Here is a 19,693-nt window from a genome sequence, read left to right as displayed (position 1 = left end):
GGTCGTGGACTTCGACCTGATGGAAGATCAGCAGAGCATCAAGGACGCCGTCACCGAACTCGCTTCGCGGTTCAGTGACGAGTACTGGATGCAACACGACCTCGACCACGAGTTCCCGACCGAGTTCTACGAAGCCCTCGCAAGCGGAGGCTGGCTTGGGATCACGACGCCGGAGGAGTACGGCGGCGGCGGCATGGGCATCACCGAGGCCTCACTGATCCTGGAGGCCGTTTCGGCGTCGGGCGGCGGCATGAACGCGGCCAGCGCGATCCACCTCACCATCTTCGGCATGCACCCGGTGATCGTGCACGGCTCCGAGGAGCTGAAGAAGCGCAACCTCCCGCGAGTCGTCGACGGCTCCATGCACGTCTGCTTCGGAGTGACCGAGCCCGACGCCGGCCTCGACACGACCCGCATCACGACGTTCGCCCAGCGCGACGGCGACCACTACGTCGTCAACGGGCGCAAGGTCTGGATCTCGAAGGCGCAGGAGTCGGAGAAGATCCTGCTGCTCACCCGCACGACGAAGTTCGAGGACTCGAAGAAGAAGACCGATGGGTTGACCCTGTTCTTCACGGATCTCGATCGCAACAAGATCGACGTGCGCGGCATCAAGAAGATGGGCCGGAACGCGATCAGCTCGAACGAGCTCTTCATCGACGACCTTCACATTCCGGTCGAGGATCGCGTCGGTGAAGAGGGTCAGGGGTTCCGCTACATTCTCGACGGCCTGAACCCCGAGCGGATGCTCGTGGCATCGGAGGCCCTCGGGCTCGGCCGCGCCGCGATGCGCCGGGCCGTGAAGTACGGCAACGACCGCCACGTGTTCGGCCGACCGATCGGCATGAACCAGGGCATCCAGTTTCCGCTGGCGGACTCGATGATGAAGCTCGACGCCGCCGAGATGATGCTGCGCAAGGCCACCTGGCTCTACGACAACCATCGCGACTCCGCCCGCGAGGCGAACTCCGCCAAATACCTCTGCGCCGAAGCCGGCTTCGACGCCGCCGACCGCGCCCTCCAGGTGCACGGCGGCATGGGGTACTCCGAGGAGTACCACGTCGCGCGCTACTTCCGTGAGGCGCGCCTTCTGAAGATCGCGCCGCTCAGCCAGGAGATGGTGCTCAACTACATCGGGTCGCACGTGCTCGGCCTGCCGAGGAGCTACTGATGGCGAGCCTCACCGACCGCTCGGCCCTGATCACGGGAGCCGGAGGCGGCATCGGAGCCGCCGTGGCGACCGCGATGGCCGAAGCGGGGGCGTCCGTGCTCGTCACGGACATCGACGCCGAAGCCGCCGCGCGCGTCGCCTCGCTGATCCAGCACCGCGGCGGCCGGGCCGACAGCTTCGCGTTCGACGTGCGGGACGCCGAGGGGGCCGCAGCGGCGGCCGCGGCGGCCGCTGACCTCACTGGCGGTACCCTCTCGATCCTGGTCAACAACGCCGGGGCCATCGCGCCGGCGATGTTCTCGAAGATGGAGTCGGAGCAGTTCCGGCGCATCGTCGACATCCACCTCGGCGGCACCTTCACCGTCAGCCAGGCAGCACTGCCGTTCCTTCCGCACGACGGCACCGGCAGGATCATCAACGTGACGAGCGCCGCCGGCCTCGTCGGAACCATCGGCCAGGTCAACTACTCGGCCGCGAAGTCCGGCATCGTCGGCCTGACCAAGTCACTCGCCCGCGAGCTCGCCCGCAACCAGATCACGGTGAACGCGATCGCGCCGCTGGCCGCCACGGCCATGACGAAGAACATCCGCGAGAACGAGAAGCTCGCCGCCCTGACGCTCGCGCGGATCCCGCTCGGGCGCTGGGCTCAGCCCGACGAGATCGCGGAGACTTTCGTCTTCTTCGCCTCCGACGCCGCGTCGTACATCACCGGGCAGGTTCTGCCCGTCGACGGAGGGACGGTCATCTGATGGCACGCCATTACACCAACCCGTTCATCGAGAGCGGCCGCGAGGTGCTCATCGCCGAGGCGGTCAGGACACCGATCGGCCGGTCCAACCACGACAAGGGCTGGTACCGCGACGTCCATCCGAACGAGATCCTGGGCGCCTGCTATACCGAACTCGTCGCCAGGACAGGGATCGACCCCGGGCAGGTCGACGACCTCATCATCGGCTGCACGGCGCCGTTCGGCGAGCAGTCGCGAAACATCGGGCGGAACGCCTGGCTTCAGGTCGGCTACCCGGCCGAGGTGCCCGCGACGACCATCGACCGGCGCTGCGGCTCCGGGCAGACGGCCGCAGCCATGGGTGCAGCGTTCATCGCATCAGGGATGCACGATCTGGTGATCGCCGGCGGCGTGGAGCACATGGACCACGTGCCGATGAACTCGCCCGCCGAGATCTCGAAGCTGTACGGCGAACCGTGGCCCGCGGCTCTCCGCGACCGGTATGACTTCGTCAGCCAGGGCGAGAGCGCCGAGCTCATCGCCGAGCGCTGGGCGATCAGCCGCGAAGAGATGGACGAGTTCGCGGTGCGGTCGCACCGCCTTGCGACGGGAGCCATCGAGGCCGGTCGCTTCGACGCCGAAATGGTGCCGTTCGTCCTCGACGGACAGGAGCGCCACGGCGACCAGACCGTGCGACCGGGCACGAACCTCGAGACGCTGGCCGGTCTGAAAACCGTCTTCCGCAGTGAGAACGGCCGGGTCACGGCCGGAACGTCGTCTCCGCTGTCGGACGGCGCCGGAGCCCTGCTGCTCGCCTCGAGGGGCGCGATCGAGAGCCACGGCCTGAAGGCCCGCGCGCGGGTCCTGGACCAGACGACCGTCGGGGTCGACCCGATCATCATGCTGACCGGTCCGATCCCGGCCACCCGCAAACTCCTCGCCCGGAACGGCATGACCATCGACGACGTCGACCTCATCGAGATCAACGAGGCGTTCAGCTCCGTCGTGCTCGCCTGGGAGAAAGAGCTCCAGCCCGACATGGACCGGGTCAACGTCAACGGGGGCGCCATCGCGCTCGGCCACCCGGTCGGGGCGACCGGCGCGCGCCTCATCGCGACGATCCTCGCCGAGATGGAACGCCGCGATGTCGAGATCGGTCTCGTGACGATGTGCTGCGGCGGCGGCCTCGGCACCGCCACCCTGATCCAGCGGACCGAGTCATGATCGACCTGACGCGCTTCATCCGCCCCGGCGACGGCGTCTGGTGGAGTCAGACCAGCGCCGAACCGACGCCGCTCGTCCACGCGCTTCTCGACCAGGTGGCCAGGATCGGCTCCGTGCGCGCCTTCGTCGGGATGTCGTGGGACGAGCGCCTCAGCAGCGATCCGCCCGAAGAGCTCCAGGTGCTCTCGTACGGGGCCCTCGGGGCCTTGCGAAAGCTCAGCCGATCCGGACGCCTCGAAATCGTGCCGTGCAACTACTCCGGCCTGCCGACGATGTTCGCGCGCGGCGAGCTGCCGCACGACGTCGGCTTCGTCCAGGTCTCGCCTCCCGATGCCGACGGCTACTGCACGCTCGGCACCGGAGTCGACTACATCGCCGACGCCGTGGAGCACACGCCTGTCCTGATCGCCGAGATCAACCGCAGGATGCCCGCCACGCGCGGCAGCGTCCGGATTGCGCTCGATCGCTTCGCCGCGACCGTCGAGACCGACCGCCCGCTCCTCACCGTCCCGGCCGCGCGGGTGACCGACGTCGAGCGGACGATCGCCTCATTCGTGAGCGACCTCATCGACGACGGCGACACGCTGCAGATCGGCGTCGGAGCCCTTCCCGACGCGGTCCTCGAACAACTCGACGGGCGTGCCGACCTCGGCGTCCACTCGGGCATGATCACCGACGGCATCGTCCGCCTGATGCGCGCCGGAGTGATCACGGGCGCCCGCAAAGAGATCGACATGGGGCTCGTCGTCGCCGGCGCTGCGCTCGGAACCGGTGCCCTGTACGACAGCGTGTCCGACCTGCCGATCGAGTTCCGAGCGGCGAGCTACACGCACGATCCTGCCGTTCTCTCCCGCCTCCGTTCGCTTGTCGCCGTCAACTCGGCGATCGAGGTCGACCTCTCGGGCCAAGTCAACTCGGAGACCCGCGGCGGCGCGTACATCGGTGCCGTCGGCGGCCAGGCCGACTTCTCACGAGCCGCCAGTCTCTCCGGGTCGCTGTCCATCATCGCTCTCCGCGCCCGCTCGGGAGAGCGCTCGACGATCGTTGCGAGTCTCGCCGGCGGCCCGGTGTCGACGTCTCGAACGGACGTCGACGCGGTCGTGACGGAGTTCGGCGTCGCCCACCTCCGCGGACAGGGTTTCGCAGAGCGTGCGCGCCGACTCACGGCGATCGCCGCCCCCGAATTCCGTGCCGACCTCGACCGCGCGTCCGGCCTCGCCGCCGCGCTCAGCGCCTAGAAGAACAAGAAGAAGAGGAAGAAGAGGAAGGATTCATGAACAACCTCCGACCGAGTCGCGTCACGATCCGAGAAGTCGGGCCGCGCGATGGTTTTCAGAACGAACCCGAGACAGTGCCGACCGACGACAAGATCCGGCTCATCAACTCTCTTGGTCGCGCCGGCTTCAAGCGCATCGAGATCGCCAGCTTCGTGCGGCCCGACGTCATTCCGCAGCTGGCCGACGGCGTCGAGGTTCTCCGCCGCATCGACGTGCCGTCCGACGTGGCGAAGATGGTCCTGATCCCGAACAGCAAGGGCCTCGACAACGCGCTCGTCGTCCGTGACCTGTTCGACGAGGCGGCGATCTTCGTGAGCGCCTCCGAGACGCACAACAAGAAGAACGTGAACCGCACCGTCGCCGAGTCGATGGCCGACAACGAGGTGATGGCGCGCCGGATCACCTCCGAAGGGCTCACCTGCGCCGCCGTCATCGCGACGTCGTTCGGCTGCCCCTACGAAGGCCACGTCGAGCTGGGGCGCGTACTCGACCTCGCCGAGCGGTTCGCTGCGGCCGGGGCCACCGAGATCGGCTTCGGCGACACCACCGGCATGGCGAACCCGGCATACGTGTCGGACTTCTTCACGGCCGCTCTCGATCGCCTCAAGGGTGTCGAGGTCACCGCGCACTTCCACAACACGCGCGGGCAGGGGCTGGCCAACGCGTTCGCCGCTCTGGAGGTCGGCTGCGCGAGCTTCGAGTCCAGCTTCGGCGAACTGGGCGGCTGCCCGGTTCCAGCCGGCTCGACCGGCAACATCGCCACGGAAGACCTCGTCAGCATGTTCCACGAGATGGGCGTCGAAACAGGCCTCTCACTGGCCGGCGTGATCGAGTCGGCTCGAGAGGCGCAGGCGGTTCTCGGGCGAAAGCTGACCAGCCACTCGATCACGGCCGGACCGGTCGAATGGAACTCGACCCTCGTCTGATCCTGACCGACGAGAGATGATCACCCCTAGAGCAATGGAGCTTGACATGAGTAACAGAGTCGCATTCGTCACCGGCGGCGGATCCGGAATCGGCCAGGGAATCTGCGTGGCCCTCGGCGTCGCCGGCTTCCGCGTCGCCGTCGCCGATCTGAATGTCGAAGCCGCAACGGCTACGGCCCAGGGCATCACCGACGCCGGAGGGACGGCGATCCCCGTGAGCGCGAACGTCACCGACACCGCGTCGGTGAAGGCCGGCGTCGCGGCGGTCGAGGCGGAGTTCGGGCCCATCGAGATCGTCGTCAACTGTGCGGGCTGGGACGACTTCATGCCCTTCGTCGACACGACCGAGGAGTTCTGGGACCGCATCCTCGACCTCAACTTCAAGGGCGCCCTCCGGGTGACACACGCGATCGTGCCCGGGATGATGGAGCGGGGCTGGGGCAGGATCATCAACATCGGCTCGGATGCGGGTCGGGTGGGCTCGTCACTCGAGGCCGTGTACTCGGGCGCCAAGGGCGGCATCATCGCCTTCACGAAGACCCTCGCCCGCGAGGTCGCCAAGAGCGGGGTGACGGCCAACACCGTCTGCCCGGGGCCGACCGACACCCCGGCTCTGCGCAAATTCGCCGACAACTCGGGCGAGGACGCCGACAAGGTGCTCGCCGGGATGACCCGCGGCGTTCCGATGCGACGTCTGGCGCAGCCGTCGGACGTCGCCGCGGCCGTCGTCTTCTTCGCCGGGGATCAGACCGGCTACATCACCGGCCAGACGCTGTCCGTCAGCGGCGGCCTGACGATGGCCTAGGAGGAGTCGCCATGACCGACATCAAGAAGACGGTGGTCACCTGGGAGACCCTCCCCGGCGGCATCGTTCGAGTCGACCTCGGGCGCGCTCCGGCCAATGCCCTAGGCATTCCCCTGATCGAAGGCATCGAGCAGGCGTTCGACTCGGCCGACGCCCACGGCGACGTGAAGGTCATCTTGTTCGCGTCGACCGTGCCGGGATTCTTCGCCGCCGGAGCCGATATCAAGCTCATGGCATCGGTCGACGTGAGAGGTTTCGAGGAATACGGCGATGCCCTGCGGCACATGATCGAGCGCGTGGCGGCGTCGACCCGGATCACCGTCGCCGCAGTCGAGGGACTCGCCCTCGGCGGCGGCCTCGAACTCGCGGCGGCCTGCACCCTTCGGGTCGCCGGGGCCGACGCCGAGTTCGGGGTGCCCGAGGTCAAACTCGGGCTCATCCCCGGGGCTGCGGGAACCCAGCGGCTTCCGCGCCTCGTCGGCCGCGGGCACGCGCTCGACATGATCCTCACCGGGCGGCAGATAAAGGCGCCGGAGGCCCTCACCATGGGGCTCGTCGACCGGCTCGTGCCGGCCGGTCAGGCCCGGATGGAAGCGCTCGCCCTCGCGAGCCAGCTGCGTGAGTCGTCCTACCCCGCGCTCCTGGCCGCGCTCCGTTCCGTCGATGCCTCTGACACACTTCCGCTCGCCGACGGCATCGCCCTCGAGCGTCACGAGATCCGAGACCTCTTCGAGTCCGGCGAAGGGCGCGAGGGCATCGCCGCCTTCGTGCAAAAGCGCCGACCGGAGTTCTCGTGACCGACGACTTCGAGACACTCCAGGTGAAGTGGCGCGACGACGGCATCGTCGTGGCGACGCTGAACCGGCCGGACCGCCTCAACTCGATGACGGCCCTCATGTTCGACGAGTTCGAGCTTCTCGCGCGCAGGATCACGACGGACTTCTCCGTCCGCGTCCTGGTGCTCACGGGCGCCGGACGAGCGTTCTGCGGTGGCTACGACATCGACGCCGCCGGCGAGCTCGCGACCCTGTCGGCAATGGAGATGCTGAACCTGCAGGAGAGGGGGAGCCGGGGCCTCGTTGCGATCCGCAACCTCAGGATCCCGGTCATCGCCGCGGTCAACGGGGCCGCGGCCGGCGGAGGACTCTCGCTCGCTCTCGCCGCCGACATCCGGATCGCCTCCCCGACGGCTCGCTTCAACGCCGCCTTCGCCCGGATCGGGCTCTCGGCCGGCGACCTCGGTGCGTCGTGGCTCTTGCCGCGGCTCATCGGCCCGGCGTTCGCCGCCGAACTAGCGTTCACCGGGCGCTTCGTCGCGGCCGACGAGGCACTTCGACTGGGGCTCGTCAACTCGATCAGCGCGGAAGGCGGAGTCGTCGACGACGCTCTCGCCATGGCGACGACGATCTGCGGCAACTCGCCGTCGGGAGTCCGGCTCTCCAAGACGGCTCTTCGGCTCAACCAGGAGATCGACTCGTACGCGGCCGCGATGGAACTCGAGAATCGCGGCCAGACGCTCCTCACACGCACCGCCGACATGCCCGAAGCGTTGGCCGCCTTCCGGGAGAAACGCCCCCCGCACTTCACCGGATCCTGACTTCGCCTGGCCGACAAACACGAGAAAGAGGAATCACCATGGACGACTTCACAGACGTCACCTACGAGGTCGACAACGGTCTCGCCTGGATCACGATCAACCGACCCGAAAGGTACAACTCGTTCCGCGCGCGCACCGTCGACGAACTCATCCTGAGTTTCAAGAAAGCCTGGGCGAGCGACGACGTCGGCGTCATCGCTCTCACCGGAGCAGGTGAGAAGGCCTTCTGCACCGGCGGCGACCAGAAGCAGCGCGCCGAGACCGGCGACTACGGGCCCTCCGAGTCAGGCCTCGTCGAGGTCGAGTCTCTGCACCGAGTCATCCGCGACGCCCCGAAGCCCGTCATCGCGGCCGTCAACGGCTTCGCCATCGGCGGCGGTCACGTGCTGCACATGCTGTGCGACCTGACCATCGCCTCAGACAACGCGATCTTCGGCCAGAACGGTCCGCGCGTCGGATCTTTCGACGCCGGCTTCGGGACCGGCTACATGGCCCGGATAATCGGCGAGAAGCGGGCGCGCGAGATCTGGTTCCTCTGCCGGCAGTACTCGGCCGTCCAGGCCGAGGCGTGGGGGCTCATCAACAAGGTCGTGCCGCTCGACCAGCTGCACGCCGAGGTGCGCCAGTGGGCGGACGAGATCCTGAACCTGTCGCCCACGTCGCTCAAGGTGCTCAAGCAGTCGTTCAACACCGACACCGAGCACTTCGCGGGCATCGGGCAGATGGCGTATTCGAGCCTCCGACTCTTCGGCGACTCGCCGGAGGCGAAGGAGGGCATCACCGCGTTCAACGAGAAGCGGAAGCCCGACTTCGCTCCGTACCGGGGCAACTGACGTGGCGAAGTCGATCTTCGCGCCGGACGTGCTCGAGGGCAAACGGGTGCTCATCACCGGGGGCGGCACCGGACTGGGGCGCGGGGTGGCTAGTCACCTCGTCGCCCACGGGGCCGAGGTCCATCTCTGGGGCCGACGCTTGTCCGTGCTCGAAGAGGCGGCGGAAGAAGCGTCCGGCGGTCGGTCGGGACGCGTATTCGTCGACAGCGTAGACGTCCGACAGGGCGATTCGGTCGACGCTGCGATGTCGCGCATCTGGGACGAACACGGGCCTCTGACGAGCGTGATCAACAATGCCGCCGGTAACTTCATCGCTCCGACAGCCTCACTGAGCACGCGCGCGTTCGAAGCCGTGAGCTCGACGGTGATGAACGGCTCGTTCAACACCACCCACGCCGCGGGAAGGCGCTGGATCGCCGAGGGGCTCCCGGGCTCGGTCCTCTCGACCCTCACGACCTGGGTCTGGACGGGCTCGGCGTTCGTCGTGCCCTCGGCCATGGCCAAGGCCGCGGTCCACGCGATGACGATGTCGCTCGCCGTGGAATGGGCCCGCTACGGGATCCGCCTGAACGCCCTGGCACCAGGCCCGATTCCGACCGACTACGCCTGGGAGATGCTCAACCCGACCGACTCGAGCGCTGTCGGCGCCACCCAGCCCGACCAGATCCCGATGGGCCGGGTCGGCACGATCGAGGAGCTCGCGGCGCTGACGATCTTCCTGCTCTCGGACGCCTGCGACTACCTCACCGGCGAGACCATCGCCATGGACGGGGGCCAGCGCCTCGCGGGGCCCGGTACCTTCGCCGCTCTCACGAAAGTCACCGACCAGGAGTGGATCGACATCCGCGAGACCAGCAAAGCGGCCTCCGCCGCCAGCAAAGCGCAGCGGACCGCTGGCTGATGGACGCCGACTCGACGAAGTCCGACCGACGAGTCGTCGTTCTCGGCGGCACAGCCGGAGTCGGCTGGGAGACGGCGCGGCACTTCGCTCGGTCCGGGGCGCACGTGATCCTGCTCGGGCGAGATTCGGAGCGCGGTGACGCGGCCGTGCGCCGCTTGACGGACGACCTGCCGGGGGCGGACGTGTCGTACGTACGAGTCGACGCGGCGGATCCGGACCAGGCCGTCGCCTGTGAGGCGGACTGCCGGGCGCGGCTCGGTGCCATCGACGTGCTCGTGACCACGACCGGCCCGAGCCAGCCGCCACGGCTCCTTCACGACATCACGATCCACCAGGTGGCGCCCCGGATCGAGGAGATCATCCTGCCGCCGCTGCATCTGATCCACGCTGTGCTCGCCGACATGCGGGCTCGAAATGACGGATGCATCGTCGTGGTGGCCTCGGATGCGGCGAAGGTTCCGACTCCCGGGGAGACTCTGATCGGTGCCGCGATGGCCGCCCTCGTCCTGTTCTGCAAGGCGACCGCTCTCGAAGTGAAGCGCGAGCGAATCCGGATCAACGTGCTCACGCCGTCCCTGATTGCGAACACGCCGGGATCGGCTCTCATCGACGGCGACCCGTTCAGCGCCAAGATGTTCGTGAAGGCGGCCTCCCTCGCACATCTCGGGGTCGTCGAAGCCGAGGATCTCGCCACAATGGCTGTCTTCCTCGCGAGTCCGGCCGCTCGGCGGATGACAGGCCAAGCCATCAGTATCAATGGAGGGATTTCCGTTGCGTGACTACAAGACGATCCAACTCGACGTCGAGAGAGGAATCGCGAGACTGACGCTCGCGCGACCCGACGCGGGGAACGCCATGAACGCCGACTTCTTCGAGGAGTTCGGGCACGCGGCGAACCACCTGGCAGTCCTCGGCGGCGAGATCAGGGCGGTCCTGCTCCGGTCCACCGGTAAGTTCTTCAGCGTCGGAGGAGACGTCAGCGTCTTCACGAAGGACCTCGATCAGGCGCCGGCCGCCGTGCTCGACGGCACCTCCACGATGCACCCCGGGCTGGCACGCCTTCGCCGGATGGATGCACCTCTCGTGGCCGCAGTGCAGGGCACCGCCATGGGCGGCGCTGTCGCGGTCCTGTCGAACTTCGACCTCGTGATCAGCGCCCGGTCGGCCAAGTTCGGCGCGGCCTACCCACGACTCGGCTTCAGCATGGACCTCGGTGCGTCGTTCGGCCTGGCATCGCGCATGGGAGTCTCTCGGGCCAGGCGGTTCTTGCTCCTCGCCGAGATGCTCGGCGCCGACGCGGCGCTTCAGGCCGGGCTCGTCGACGAAGTGGTCGACGACGACCGCCTCGCCGACCGCGCGGAAGAGCTCGTGACGCAGCTCGGCGCAGGCCCGACGCGTGCCTACGGCGAGATCCGTCGCCTTCTGGGCCGCGCGCTCAGCCAGCCCTTCGAAGCGTCGCTCGAAGACGAGGCCCAGGCCCTCGCGATGCTGGCCGGCACGCAGGATGCCCGCGAAGGTCTCACGGCCTTCACCGAGAAGCGCGCGCCGAAGTTCGAGGGCAAGTAGTCAGCAGTCGCTCTTCCAGTCGTCGAGCACGTCCGATGTCGGCCGAATCGTCGTCGTCGGGGGAGTGCGCAGAGACCCGGCCGTTCGGCTGAAGCGGGGTGCCGGAGAGGGCTGAGGAGTTCCCGCGAACTCCACGATCGTTCCGCGCGCGACGATCTGCTCGTCGAGGCGAGCTTCTTCGAGAGTGAGAACGGGGCTCAGGCACGCCTCCGTGCCCTGAGACGCAGCGACCCAGTCGTCTCGGGTACGACGCGCGATCACATCGGCGAAGAGCCGCCGGAGAACGGGCCAGGACTCCCTGTCGTCCTGCGGCGCCAGATCCGCCGCCGCGAGACCCAGGACTCTGAGCAGTGCAGCGTAGAACGCCGGCTCCAGGGCCGCCACCGCCACGAAGCGTCCGTCGAGAGTCGTGTAGGTGTTGTAGAACGGGGCGCCGCCGTCGACGAGGTTGTCCTCCCGCTCGGTGGTCCACGCGCCGGTCCCTCGATAGCCGTGAAACGCAGTCGCGAGCAGGGCCGAGCCGTCCAGGATCGAGGCATCGACCACCTGGCCTCGCCCGGAGCGCGTCCGTTCCATCAGGGCTGCGAGCACACCGAATGCCGCAAGCATCCCACCGCCTCCGAAGTCGCCGACCAGAGCGAGGGGAATCGCGGGAGGCTCGTTCTTCTTTCCGAGGAGGGAGAGCGTTCCCGAGACGGCCAAGTAGTCGAGATCGTGACCCACGCGGGTCGCCGCCGGGCCGCTCTGGCCCCACCCCGTGATCCTGACGTATACGAGCAGGGGATTGCTCTCGACCGCCACGTCGGGGCCGAGACCGAGGCGCTCCATGACGCCGGGGCGGAAACCCTCGAGGACCACGTCGGCGATCCGCATCAGGTCGAGCGCCCGCGCGTGATCACCGGGATCCTTGAGGTCGAGGGCGATCGACGTCCGGTTTCGGTGGAGCAGTTCTTCGCTGGCGTCTCCGGCCGGGGTGATGGGCGCTGCTCGGTTCGGTCGCTCGACGCGCACGACATCCGCGCCGTGATCGGCGAGCATCATTCCGCAGAAGGGACCGGGGCCGGTGGAGCCGAACTCGAGGACCCGAATTCCCTCGAGGGCTCCGGCCGACACCGTCAGCCCTCGGCCACGGCCGACGCGGCCACGAACTCGGCGACCAGCTGCCTCTTCATCACTTTGCCGCTCGCAGTGATGGGCAGCGCCTCCACGAACTTCACCTGCTTCGGCACCTTGTAGCCGGCGATGCGCTCGCGGCAGTGGAGCATGACCTCGGCCTCGGAGACGGACGAGCCCGCCTTCGGAACGATGAAGGCGACGATCCGCTCGCCCCACTTCTCGTCGGGCACGCCCACGACCGCGCACATCTGCACGCCCTCGAGAGTGACGAGGGCGTTCTCGACCTCCGTCGAGTAGACGTTCTCACCTCCCGAGACGATCATGTCTTTGACCCGGTCGACGATGTAGAGGTAGCCGTTCGCATCCCGATAACCGGCGTCGCCCGAGTGGTACCAGCCGCCCTCGAGCGCTTCGGCGGTCTGCTCGGGCTTGTTGTAGTACCCGGTGGTGATCGAGGGCGTCCGGATCCAGAACTCGCCGACGACACCGTCAGGCGCGTCGGCGCCGTCGAAGCCGACGACTCGGAACTCCACCAGGGGCAGCGGGCTGCCGCACGACTTCAGGAGGGTTTCGTCACCGGAGCGGTGGTCAGACGGTCGCAGGAACGTCACACCGGCCGCGGTCTCGGTGCCGCCGTAGAACTGCAGGAAGTCGCAGCCCATCTCTGTGATGGCCCGCTTCAAGAGGAACGGGCTGATGGACGATCCCGCGTAGACGACGAGTCGCACCGACGAATAGTCGGCGTGTGCGGCATCCGGGTGGTCGAGCAGCATCTGGATCACGGTGGGCACGATCGGCACGAGGGTGGGGCGGTCGCGAGCGATCAGGGTGATGAGGGTGCCCGGATCCGGCATCGGGTAAACGGCGATGGCGGCCCCGTTGTAGATCGCCTGGAGGGAAAGACCCACGCCCATGGCGTGGAAGAGGGGCATGACCGTGAGCATGATGTCGCTCGCGTCGTAGTCGAAGGAGGGCTCGAGGTGTTCGCAGAGCCGTAAGAAGAGGTACCCCTGGTGCGACATCTTGACGCCCTTCGGAGTGCCGGTCGTCCCCGAGGTGTACATGAGAACGGACGTCGACCAGGGATCGACGTCGATGGCCGGGTCGTCCGTGGACGAGTCGGCCAGGAGTGCGTCGAGCTCGGACGAGCCCGGGGCTTGGGAGTCGTAGACGAGCTGACGGCACGTGATGCCGCTCAGCGAGACGATCGCGGCGGCGACATCGGCGAATTCGCGATCGATCAAAAGGAGTTCCGGCGTCGAGTCGCGCAAGACTTCGGCGAGCTCGGGTGCAGCCAGCCGCCAGTTCAGAGTCAGAAGGGCGGTGTCCGCCTTGTTGGCGCCAAACAAGAACTCGAAGAAGCGAGTCGAGTTCTTGCCGAGATAGCCGACCCGGGCCTGTGAGGAGAGGCCCAGCCCGCGGATCAGATTCGCCACGGCATTCGAGCGCCGGTCCAGTTCGGCGAACGAGATCGGTCCGTTCGCATCGATCAGCGCAGGGGCGTGGGGAGTCGTCCGGCCGAAATGACGGGGAATGTCGCCGATCGTCTTGATCTCCGAATAAAGCCACATGCCAATCTCCTTTGATTGTCACGACGAGGCGTCGTCAGGAGAAGTATATTATGATTGGACCAATCCGTCGAGGGTGACGGATGGAAATGGACGGGCATGTCGACTCTCGGTTTCACCATCAGCGAAGACCAGGAACAGTTCGCGCGCAGCGCCCGCGATTTCGGCGTGCGGCGTCTGGCACCGTTCTACAAACAGCGCGAGCGCGAGGGGGCCTTCGATCGCGACACGCTTCTCGAAATGGGAGAGATGGGCTTCTTCGGAGTCGAACTCCCGGAGGAGTTCGGGGGCCTCGGCTTGGACGCCGTGACCGCGGGGCTCGTCCTCGAGGCGCTGTCGGAATCCGACTTCAATATCGGTCAGCTCTACGTGACGATGTCGCTCGCCGGGACGATTCTCGCGAAGTATTGCGACCCCGAGATCGCAGCGCCGTGGCTCGAGGGGCTCGTGCGCGGCGAGTACCTGCCTGGCATCGGCCTGACCGAACCCCAGGCAGGGTCCGACGCGGGCAAGCTTGCGATGCGGGCTGTCCGCGACGGCGACTCGTACGTCCTCAGCGGCGAGAAGAACTCGGTCACGTTCGCGAAACAAGCGTCCTTCGCCCTCGTCTGGGCGAGAACCGGCACAGTCGAGAGTCGCGCCCGCGGAATCAGCGCGTTCCTGGTGCCGCTCGATCTCCCCGGGATCACGGCGACGGAGTGGGAGGACATCGGCGGACGTGCCGCCGGCCGAGGCACGCTCTACTTCGACGACGTGCGTGTGCCCGCGTCCCACCTCATCGGCGAAGAGGGTCGGGGCTTCGCCCAGGTGATGCAGGGCTTCGACTACAGCCGCGCCCTGATCGGGATCCAATGTCTGGCGGTTGCGAGGATCTCTCTGGCTGAGACCTGGGTCGCCGCCGCAGCCCGCGAGAGCTTCGGGAAGCCGCTGACGTCGCACCAGGGGGTCGCATTCCCCCTGGCCGAGGCCGAGACCCTCGTTCACGCGTGCCGGCTGATGTGTCTCGAAACGCTCTGGCTGAAAGACAACGGACTCCCGCACACGACCGAGGCTGCCATGTGCAAGTGGTGGGCTCCGAAGCTGGCCTTCGACGTCGTGCAGACCTGCTTGCTGACCAACGGCCACGGTGGCTACTCGAGCGAGCTTCCCTACGAACAGCGACTCCGCGACGTCCTCGGCCTGCAGATCGGAGACGGCATGGCTCAGATCATGAAGATGGTCATCGCTCGTGCCTACGCCGGCCGAGAAACCGCCTGACCCACCCGAATCGAAGGAACGCCATGAGCAAAGTCCTGTATGAGAAGCGCGATCAGATCGTCTACATCACGCTCAACCGCCCCGAGGTGCACAATGCCATCGACCGCGAGACCGACGACCTCCTGTTCGAGGCCTGGACGGCCTTCCGCGACGACGACGATGCCCGTGTCGCCATTCTGACCGGATCCGGCGAGAAGTCGTTCTGCGCCGGTGCCGACCTCAAGTCGCACATCGATCCGTGGATCAACGCCGGGCCTGGTCTCGGCCGAAGCGTTCTCGCTCGCGGTTTCGCCGGGGGCATCACGCGGGGTCTGACGATCAACAAGCCGATCATCGCCGCCTTGAACGGCTGGGTGATCGGGGGCGGCATCGAGCTGTCGCTGGCGTGCGACATCCGCGTGGCCTCGGACACGGTGCAGTTCGGCTTCTTCCACATGCGTCGGGGAATGCACTTCGCCGACGGGGGCATCGTGCGCCTGGTCAACACCTGCGGCGTGGGCATCGCGATGGAGCTCGAGCTGATGGGGGAGCCGATCGACGTCCAGCGGGCCAAAGAGATCCACCTCGTGAACCGCGTCGTCGCCCCGGAGGATCTGATGGCGACGGCGGAGGACATCGCGCGGAAGATCATCCGGAACCCCCGGGTCGCCGTCGAGTCGGCCAAGGAGACGATCCTGACGGTCGTGGGCCGTCCGCTCGAGGACCAGTTGCGGCTCGAGGCCCTCTACGGCTACTCGACGATGGGGGATCCCGAGATCGCCGAGAAGCGGTCGGAATTCTTGGAGCGTCGAGACGCGGACCGCGCCACCTCGTAGTCGGAGCATCTGCGCCCGTCGTGCGTCACGCTGTGCCCTCGGCGGCGCGCTGCGCGGCGTCGAGGAACGCGGTGACGAGCGCAGGATCCGAGTAGTAGTCGTCGCCCCCTCCCGTGGCAGCCCTTCGACGCCCGTACTCATACAGCACAGCCAGTTTCCAGAGGGCGAGGGTCGTGTACCAGGGCAGGTGGGTGAGGTCTGCACCGGTGCGGGCCTCATAGCGGTCGGTGAGTTCCTGTCGCGTCGGATATCCCTCCTCCAGGAGAGCGACGCCGAGTTCCTCCGTCGGGGTCAGCGGTTCGCCGGCGACGGGGACGGACGCGAGGAAGTAACCGAGGTCGAAGAGCGGATCGCCGATGGTCGTGAGCTCCCAGTCGAGCACGCCGACGACACGGCCTCGCCCTTCAGGGGCCAGAACCACGTTCCCCAGTCGGAAGTCGTTGTGCACGATCGATGCGCCGGACTCGACGGGAACGGTGGCGGCGAGCCACGCTTCGATTCGACGGAACTCGGGCGGCAGCAGATCATCGGCGTCCGCGATCAGTCGCCGCATCCTGCGGAAGTGGCGTTCGTTGAACCCTTCGGGCCGACCGGCCCTCGAAAGTCCCCGGCTTCGCCAATCGACCGAGTGGAGTTCGGCGAGCGTGTCGACCAGGCTTTCACCGATCTCCAGGCGACGAGAGGGCGTGTCGAGCGGCGCCGGCGTGCGAGTCGTGACGACAGGCCCGTCGACGACGCTCATGACGTAGAACGGAAAGTCGATCACCTCGCCGGTCTGGGCGGTCGCGAGGAGAGTCGGCACCGGCACGCTCGTGCCCTCGAGGGCGCCGAGGAAAAGGGCTTCGCGGAGAACGTCGTGCGCACCTTTGGGAAGCGGAGGCGGCGGGGGACGCCGGACGATCATCCGTCGCTCCCCGTCCGAGACGAGGTAGGTCAGATTCGAGTGACCGTCACCGATCGCTTTCGTGGTGATCGAGCCGTCGACCAAACCCTTCTGCTGAAGAAAGTCCGTCAAAGCGCTGCGTGTCGAATTCGTCCACTCCCATGCCGTGGGCCCCGGCGGCTTCGTCTCCTGCACCGATCAGTTCTCGTCGAGGGTCAGGACGACCTTGATCGCGGTTCCGTCGTGCTGCGCCTTCATGCCTTCGTTGATCTGGTCGAACGGCAGCTTCGTGATGAGCTTGTCGAAGGGGAACCGGCCCTCCTGGTAGAGGCTCATGAGCTGCGGGATGAACTCGTCCGGCACGCTGTCGCCCTCGACGATCCCCTTGACCGTCAGGCCCAGAAGAAGCGCGGGGATGAGGGGGAGCGACATCGATGCCGTCGGATCCGCCGGGATGGCCACCAGGCCAAGCACCCCCTGATTGCCGAGGGCGTTGAGCACTGCCGCGATCACCGCGGGGATCCGGGTCGTGTCGAAGCCGTACTGGGCGCCGTCCGGGACGATTGCCCGGATCTGTTCGTCGACCGGGCCGGCGGCGGGATCGATGACGTGGGTCGCTCCGAGCGTCAGGGCCAGTTCGCGACGCGCAGCCACGGGTTCCACGAGGATGATCGTGCTGCAGCCCTGGACAACGGCCCCGAGCACTCCGGACAGCCCGACCGAGCCTCCTCCGGCCACGACCACGGCCGAGCCTTTCGCCGCCTTCAGGCTTCGCATGATGGCGCCCGCACCCGTCTGGATGCCGCAGCCCAGGGGGCCGGCGAGTTCGAGGGGGAAGTCGTCGGGTACCTTGACGACGTTGCGCTCTTTCGTGATCGCATGCGTTCCGAAGGTCGACTGACCGAAGAAACTGCTTCCGACCGGTCCTTCGCTGTTGGACGTGGTGGACGAGCCGTCGGGCCGTGTGCCGGCGTAGTTGAGGGCCATGAACTGGTGGCAGTACGCGGGTTCGCCCGACACGCAGGCCGGACAGGTGCCGCAACTGGCGAATGAGATCGCGACTCGGTCGCCGGGAACCACTTTGGTGATGTCGGATCCGACTTCGGCGACGATGCCGCTGCCCTCGTGTCCGAGGACACCCGGCATCGGAAACGGCAAGGCGCCGGCGATGGTCGCGATATCGGTGTGGCAGAGGCCGACCGCCGTGATCTTGACCAGGATCTCGTCGGCCCGAGGGGTCTCGAGATCCACCTTCTCGAGGGCGACGTCGCCACCGACTTCCCGGATGACGGCTGCTGTGATTTCCATGAGCTTCTCCCTCAGATCAAGCATCGCGCATCGTTGCGCGACGGATCTCATCCTGCAGGGAAATTCTCTGAAGTCAATGGTTGGACCAAATGTTATCTGTCAGACCTTGTGAATGGTCGACCAAAGATTCACACTGAGCAGGATCCACAAAGGCGTTGATCAACCAGGTGCAGCGCGCGTGGAGAGAGAGAATCGACAGGTCTACATGTCCATGCAAACGATCCACACTCCTCTGACGGCCGAACCCGTCGGCCGCGAAGAGCTCGAGCGAATCCTCGCCCTTCAGCGAGCCGCTTACCTCGAGGAGGGTATCGCGACGGCTGCCGTCCGTCGCAGCCGAATCGACCGGCTGAATCTCGCCGTCCTCGAATACGCCGACGAACTGGCGGAGGCGCTGACCGAGGACTACGGCCAGCGTCCGATCACCCTGACGAAGGCGTTCGACGTGCTCGGCTGGGTCGGCGACGCTGCTGACGTCTACGGCAACCTCGAGGAATGGATGAAGCCGACTGTCCTGGAAGGGGCTTTCATCCAGCAGAAACCGCTCGGCGTCGTCGGCGTGATCGGCGCGTGGAACTTCCCGATGAACCTCACCGTCGAGCCGGCGATGGCGGTTCTCGCCGCCGGAAACCGCGTGATGATCAAGTTCCCCGACTTCCACGTCCGCACGGGCCAGGTCTTCAAGAAGGCCGTCGCCGAATTTCTCGCCGAGGACGAAGTGGCGGTGATCCTCGGCGACCTGGAGACGGCGCGGCAGTTCTCCGACCTCCAACTCGACAAGATCATCTTCACGGGCTCCCCGTCGATCGGGAAGCAGGTGGCCGTGGCGGCGGCGCGCAATCTCGTGCCCGTCGCCCTCGAGCTCGGCGGTAAGAATCCCGTCGTCGTGGCCCGTGACGCCGACATCGCTCTCGCCGCGAAGCGAATTGCCGGCACGAGGCTCATGAACGGCGGTCAGGTGTGCCTGTGCCCGGACTACGTCTTCGTGCCCCGCGAGATCGCGGACGACTTCGTCAACCGGGTCATCGTCGAGATGAACACGTTCTTCCCCGACTACGCCAACCACCCCGGCGTCGTGTCGATCGTCAACGACCGCAACTTCGACCGTGTCGTCGGTCTGATCGACGACGCAGTGAGCAAGGGCGCCCGCAAGATCGTCGCCGTCAACGACTCCGAGGCCGGGCTCCTGCCCTCGAAGGAGACTCGTCGAATCGCTCCGACCGTTCTGCTCGATGTTCCGAGCGACGCGACGATCTCGAGCGAGGAGGTCTTCGGGCCTGTGCTCTCCGTCTACCTCTACGACGACATGGACGAAGTCATCCGCTACATCAACACCCGGCCCTCTCCCCTCGCCGCTTACTACTACGGCGAGGACAGCGACGAGTTCAAGCGTTTCCTCGAGTTCACGACGAGCGGTGGTGTGTGCCGGAACGACGGCATCATGCACGCCGTCGTCGTGGGCGCGAACTTCGGTGGAGTCGGGAACTCGGGAAGCGGCGCGTACCACGGCAAGCCCGGCTTCGACGAGTTCACCCACCGTCGCACCGTCGCCACGGGTGATCCGAACGTGGGTCTCACCGACGGGCTCGTCGGCGGCGTCCTCGCCTCGCCGGAGATGGTCGAAGCGATGAATCAGGGAGTCGCCGGTCTCATCACCATGATCAGGGGTCGGCTCGACGCCTGATCGACAGCACGCGAGACAGGGGCGGTGGAGGCCGC

19 protein-coding genes are annotated in these 19,693 nt (G+C 67.0%); 15 read left to right on the top strand and 4 right to left on the bottom strand.

Annotated elements, in window-relative coordinates:
- Positions 1-4 precede the first annotated feature (4 nt).
- Genes AX769_RS19000 through AX769_RS18945 form a run of 12 tightly spaced genes read left to right on the top strand, consistent with a single transcriptional unit; the run spans position 5 to position 11,027 of the window.
- A complete protein-coding gene (locus AX769_RS19000; protein ID WP_066282298.1) occupies positions 5-1,171 on the top strand; it encodes an acyl-CoA dehydrogenase family protein in 1,167 nt (388 codons plus the stop codon).
- Positions 1,171-1,920, top strand: coding sequence for an SDR family NAD(P)-dependent oxidoreductase (locus AX769_RS18995; RefSeq protein WP_066282296.1), 750 nt, complete (start codon positions 1,171-1,173; stop codon positions 1,918-1,920). The genes AX769_RS19000 and AX769_RS18995 overlap by 1 nt, the downstream gene beginning before the upstream one ends.
- Positions 1,920-3,122, top strand: coding sequence for a thiolase family protein (locus AX769_RS18990; RefSeq protein WP_066282295.1), 1,203 nt, complete (start codon positions 1,920-1,922; stop codon positions 3,120-3,122). The genes AX769_RS18995 and AX769_RS18990 overlap by 1 nt, the downstream gene beginning before the upstream one ends.
- The gene (locus tag AX769_RS18985; protein ID WP_066282293.1) at positions 3,119-4,360 is read left to right on the top strand and encodes an acetyl-CoA hydrolase/transferase family protein; all 1,242 of its coding nucleotides are present in this window, start codon (positions 3,119-3,121) and stop codon (positions 4,358-4,360) included. The genes AX769_RS18990 and AX769_RS18985 overlap by 4 nt, the downstream gene beginning before the upstream one ends.
- A 35-nt stretch (positions 4,361-4,395) precedes the next feature.
- Positions 4,396-5,325 carry a hydroxymethylglutaryl-CoA lyase gene (locus AX769_RS18980; protein ID WP_066282291.1) on the top strand — a complete coding sequence of 310 codons (930 nt, stop codon included), beginning with the start codon at positions 4,396-4,398 and terminating at the stop codon, positions 5,323-5,325.
- A gap of 46 nt (positions 5,326-5,371) precedes the next feature.
- Complete coding sequence (locus AX769_RS18975) at positions 5,372-6,130, top strand: SDR family NAD(P)-dependent oxidoreductase (protein ID WP_066284029.1); 759 nt, start codon at positions 5,372-5,374, stop codon at positions 6,128-6,130.
- Positions 6,131-6,141: 11 nt separating this feature from the next.
- Entirely contained in the window at positions 6,142-6,927 is a 786-nt protein-coding gene (locus tag AX769_RS18970; RefSeq protein WP_066282289.1) for an enoyl-CoA hydratase/isomerase family protein, read from the top strand.
- Positions 6,924-7,727, top strand: coding sequence for an enoyl-CoA hydratase/isomerase family protein (locus AX769_RS18965; RefSeq protein WP_066282288.1), 804 nt, complete (start codon positions 6,924-6,926; stop codon positions 7,725-7,727). The genes AX769_RS18970 and AX769_RS18965 overlap by 4 nt, the downstream gene beginning before the upstream one ends.
- Before the next feature lie 38 nt (positions 7,728-7,765).
- Complete coding sequence (locus tag AX769_RS18960; RefSeq protein ID WP_066282286.1) at positions 7,766-8,560, top strand: enoyl-CoA hydratase-related protein; 795 nt, start codon at positions 7,766-7,768, stop codon at positions 8,558-8,560.
- A gap of 1 nt (position 8,561) precedes the next feature.
- On the top strand, positions 8,562-9,461 hold the full coding sequence (locus AX769_RS18955; protein WP_066282285.1) for an SDR family oxidoreductase: 900 nt from the start codon (positions 8,562-8,564) through the stop codon (positions 9,459-9,461).
- On the top strand, positions 9,461-10,240 hold the full coding sequence (locus tag AX769_RS18950) for an SDR family NAD(P)-dependent oxidoreductase (protein WP_066282284.1): 780 nt from the start codon (positions 9,461-9,463) through the stop codon (positions 10,238-10,240). Before AX769_RS18955 ends, AX769_RS18950 begins: the two co-directional genes overlap by 1 nt.
- Positions 10,233-11,027: an enoyl-CoA hydratase/isomerase family protein gene (locus AX769_RS18945; protein ID WP_066282283.1), complete on the top strand. Its 795-nt coding sequence runs from the start codon at positions 10,233-10,235 to the stop codon at positions 11,025-11,027. The genes AX769_RS18950 and AX769_RS18945 overlap by 8 nt, the downstream gene beginning before the upstream one ends.
- Here the strand turns inward: AX769_RS18945 and AX769_RS18940 are convergent, their stop codons facing one another.
- Positions 11,028-12,068, bottom strand: coding sequence for a CaiB/BaiF CoA-transferase family protein (locus AX769_RS18940; protein ID WP_239451855.1), 1,041 nt, complete (start codon positions 12,066-12,068; stop codon positions 11,028-11,030).
- A 74-nt stretch (positions 12,069-12,142) separates the two neighbouring features.
- Entirely contained in the window at positions 12,143-13,714 is a 1,572-nt protein-coding gene (locus tag AX769_RS18935; protein ID WP_066282279.1) for a long-chain-fatty-acid--CoA ligase, read from the bottom strand.
- A gap of 96 nt (positions 13,715-13,810) precedes the next feature.
- Between AX769_RS18935 and AX769_RS18930 the strand changes: the two genes are divergently transcribed.
- Together AX769_RS18930 and AX769_RS18925 are read left to right on the top strand one after the other, a co-directional pair.
- The gene (locus AX769_RS18930; RefSeq protein ID WP_066282277.1) at positions 13,811-14,968 is read left to right on the top strand and encodes an acyl-CoA dehydrogenase family protein; all 1,158 of its coding nucleotides are present in this window, start codon (positions 13,811-13,813) and stop codon (positions 14,966-14,968) included.
- Positions 14,969-14,991: 23 nt separating this feature from the next.
- Positions 14,992-15,783: an enoyl-CoA hydratase/isomerase family protein gene (locus AX769_RS18925; RefSeq protein ID WP_082763937.1), complete on the top strand. Its 792-nt coding sequence runs from the start codon at positions 14,992-14,994 to the stop codon at positions 15,781-15,783.
- Between the two features lie 25 nt (positions 15,784-15,808).
- Here the strand turns inward: AX769_RS18925 and AX769_RS18920 are convergent, their stop codons facing one another.
- Both AX769_RS18920 and AX769_RS18915 read right to left on the bottom strand, forming a co-directional pair.
- Positions 15,809-16,798: a phosphotransferase family protein gene (locus AX769_RS18920; protein WP_204249237.1), complete on the bottom strand. Its 990-nt coding sequence runs from the start codon at positions 16,796-16,798 to the stop codon at positions 15,809-15,811.
- A gap of 66 nt (positions 16,799-16,864) precedes the next feature.
- Positions 16,865-17,974 (bottom strand): NAD(P)-dependent alcohol dehydrogenase, encoded by a 1,110-nt coding sequence (locus AX769_RS18915; RefSeq protein WP_066282273.1) that lies wholly within the window; start codon positions 17,972-17,974, stop codon positions 16,865-16,867.
- Between the two features lie 205 nt (positions 17,975-18,179).
- Here AX769_RS18915 and AX769_RS18910 point away from each other — a divergent pair, with 205 nt between their 5' ends.
- Complete coding sequence (locus AX769_RS18910; RefSeq protein WP_066282271.1) at positions 18,180-19,658, top strand: aldehyde dehydrogenase family protein; 1,479 nt, start codon at positions 18,180-18,182, stop codon at positions 19,656-19,658.
- Positions 19,659-19,693 lie beyond the last annotated feature (35 nt).

This window comes from Frondihabitans sp. PAMC 28766 (genome assembly GCF_001577365.1).
Lineage (GTDB): Bacteria > Actinomycetota > Actinomycetes > Actinomycetales > Microbacteriaceae > Frondihabitans.
This window is presented reverse-complemented; position numbering and strand designations above follow the sequence as displayed.

Bases quoted from the DNA above. Each gene is read 5' to 3' on its own strand.
- AX769_RS18975 (WP_066284029.1), top strand. From the start codon at position 5,372: ATGAGTAACAGAGTCGCATTCGTCACCGGCGGCGGATCCGGAATCGGC.
- AX769_RS18910 (WP_066282271.1), top strand. From the start codon at position 18,180: ATGTCCATGCAAACGATCCACACTCCTCTGACGGCCGAACCCGTCGGC.
- AX769_RS18950 (WP_066282284.1), top strand. From the start codon at position 9,461: ATGGACGCCGACTCGACGAAGTCCGACCGACGAGTCGTCGTTCTCGGC.
- AX769_RS18940 (WP_239451855.1), bottom strand. From the start codon at position 12,068: ATGATGCTCGCCGATCACGGCGCGGATGTCGTGCGCGTCGAGCGACCG.
- AX769_RS18995 (WP_066282296.1), top strand. From the start codon at position 1,171: ATGGCGAGCCTCACCGACCGCTCGGCCCTGATCACGGGAGCCGGAGGC.
- AX769_RS18980 (WP_066282291.1), top strand. From the start codon at position 4,396: ATGAACAACCTCCGACCGAGTCGCGTCACGATCCGAGAAGTCGGGCCG.
- AX769_RS18915 (WP_066282273.1), bottom strand. From the start codon at position 17,974: ATGGAAATCACAGCAGCCGTCATCCGGGAAGTCGGTGGCGACGTCGCC.
- AX769_RS18960 (WP_066282286.1), top strand. From the start codon at position 7,766: ATGGACGACTTCACAGACGTCACCTACGAGGTCGACAACGGTCTCGCC.
- AX769_RS18985 (WP_066282293.1), top strand. From the start codon at position 3,119: ATGATCGACCTGACGCGCTTCATCCGCCCCGGCGACGGCGTCTGGTGG.
- AX769_RS18970 (WP_066282289.1), top strand. From the start codon at position 6,142: ATGACCGACATCAAGAAGACGGTGGTCACCTGGGAGACCCTCCCCGGC.
- AX769_RS18925 (WP_082763937.1), top strand. From the start codon at position 14,992: ATGAGCAAAGTCCTGTATGAGAAGCGCGATCAGATCGTCTACATCACG.
- AX769_RS18930 (WP_066282277.1), top strand. From the start codon at position 13,811: ATGTCGACTCTCGGTTTCACCATCAGCGAAGACCAGGAACAGTTCGCG.
- AX769_RS18990 (WP_066282295.1), top strand. From the start codon at position 1,920: ATGGCACGCCATTACACCAACCCGTTCATCGAGAGCGGCCGCGAGGTG.
- AX769_RS18935 (WP_066282279.1), bottom strand. From the start codon at position 13,714: ATGTGGCTTTATTCGGAGATCAAGACGATCGGCGACATTCCCCGTCAT.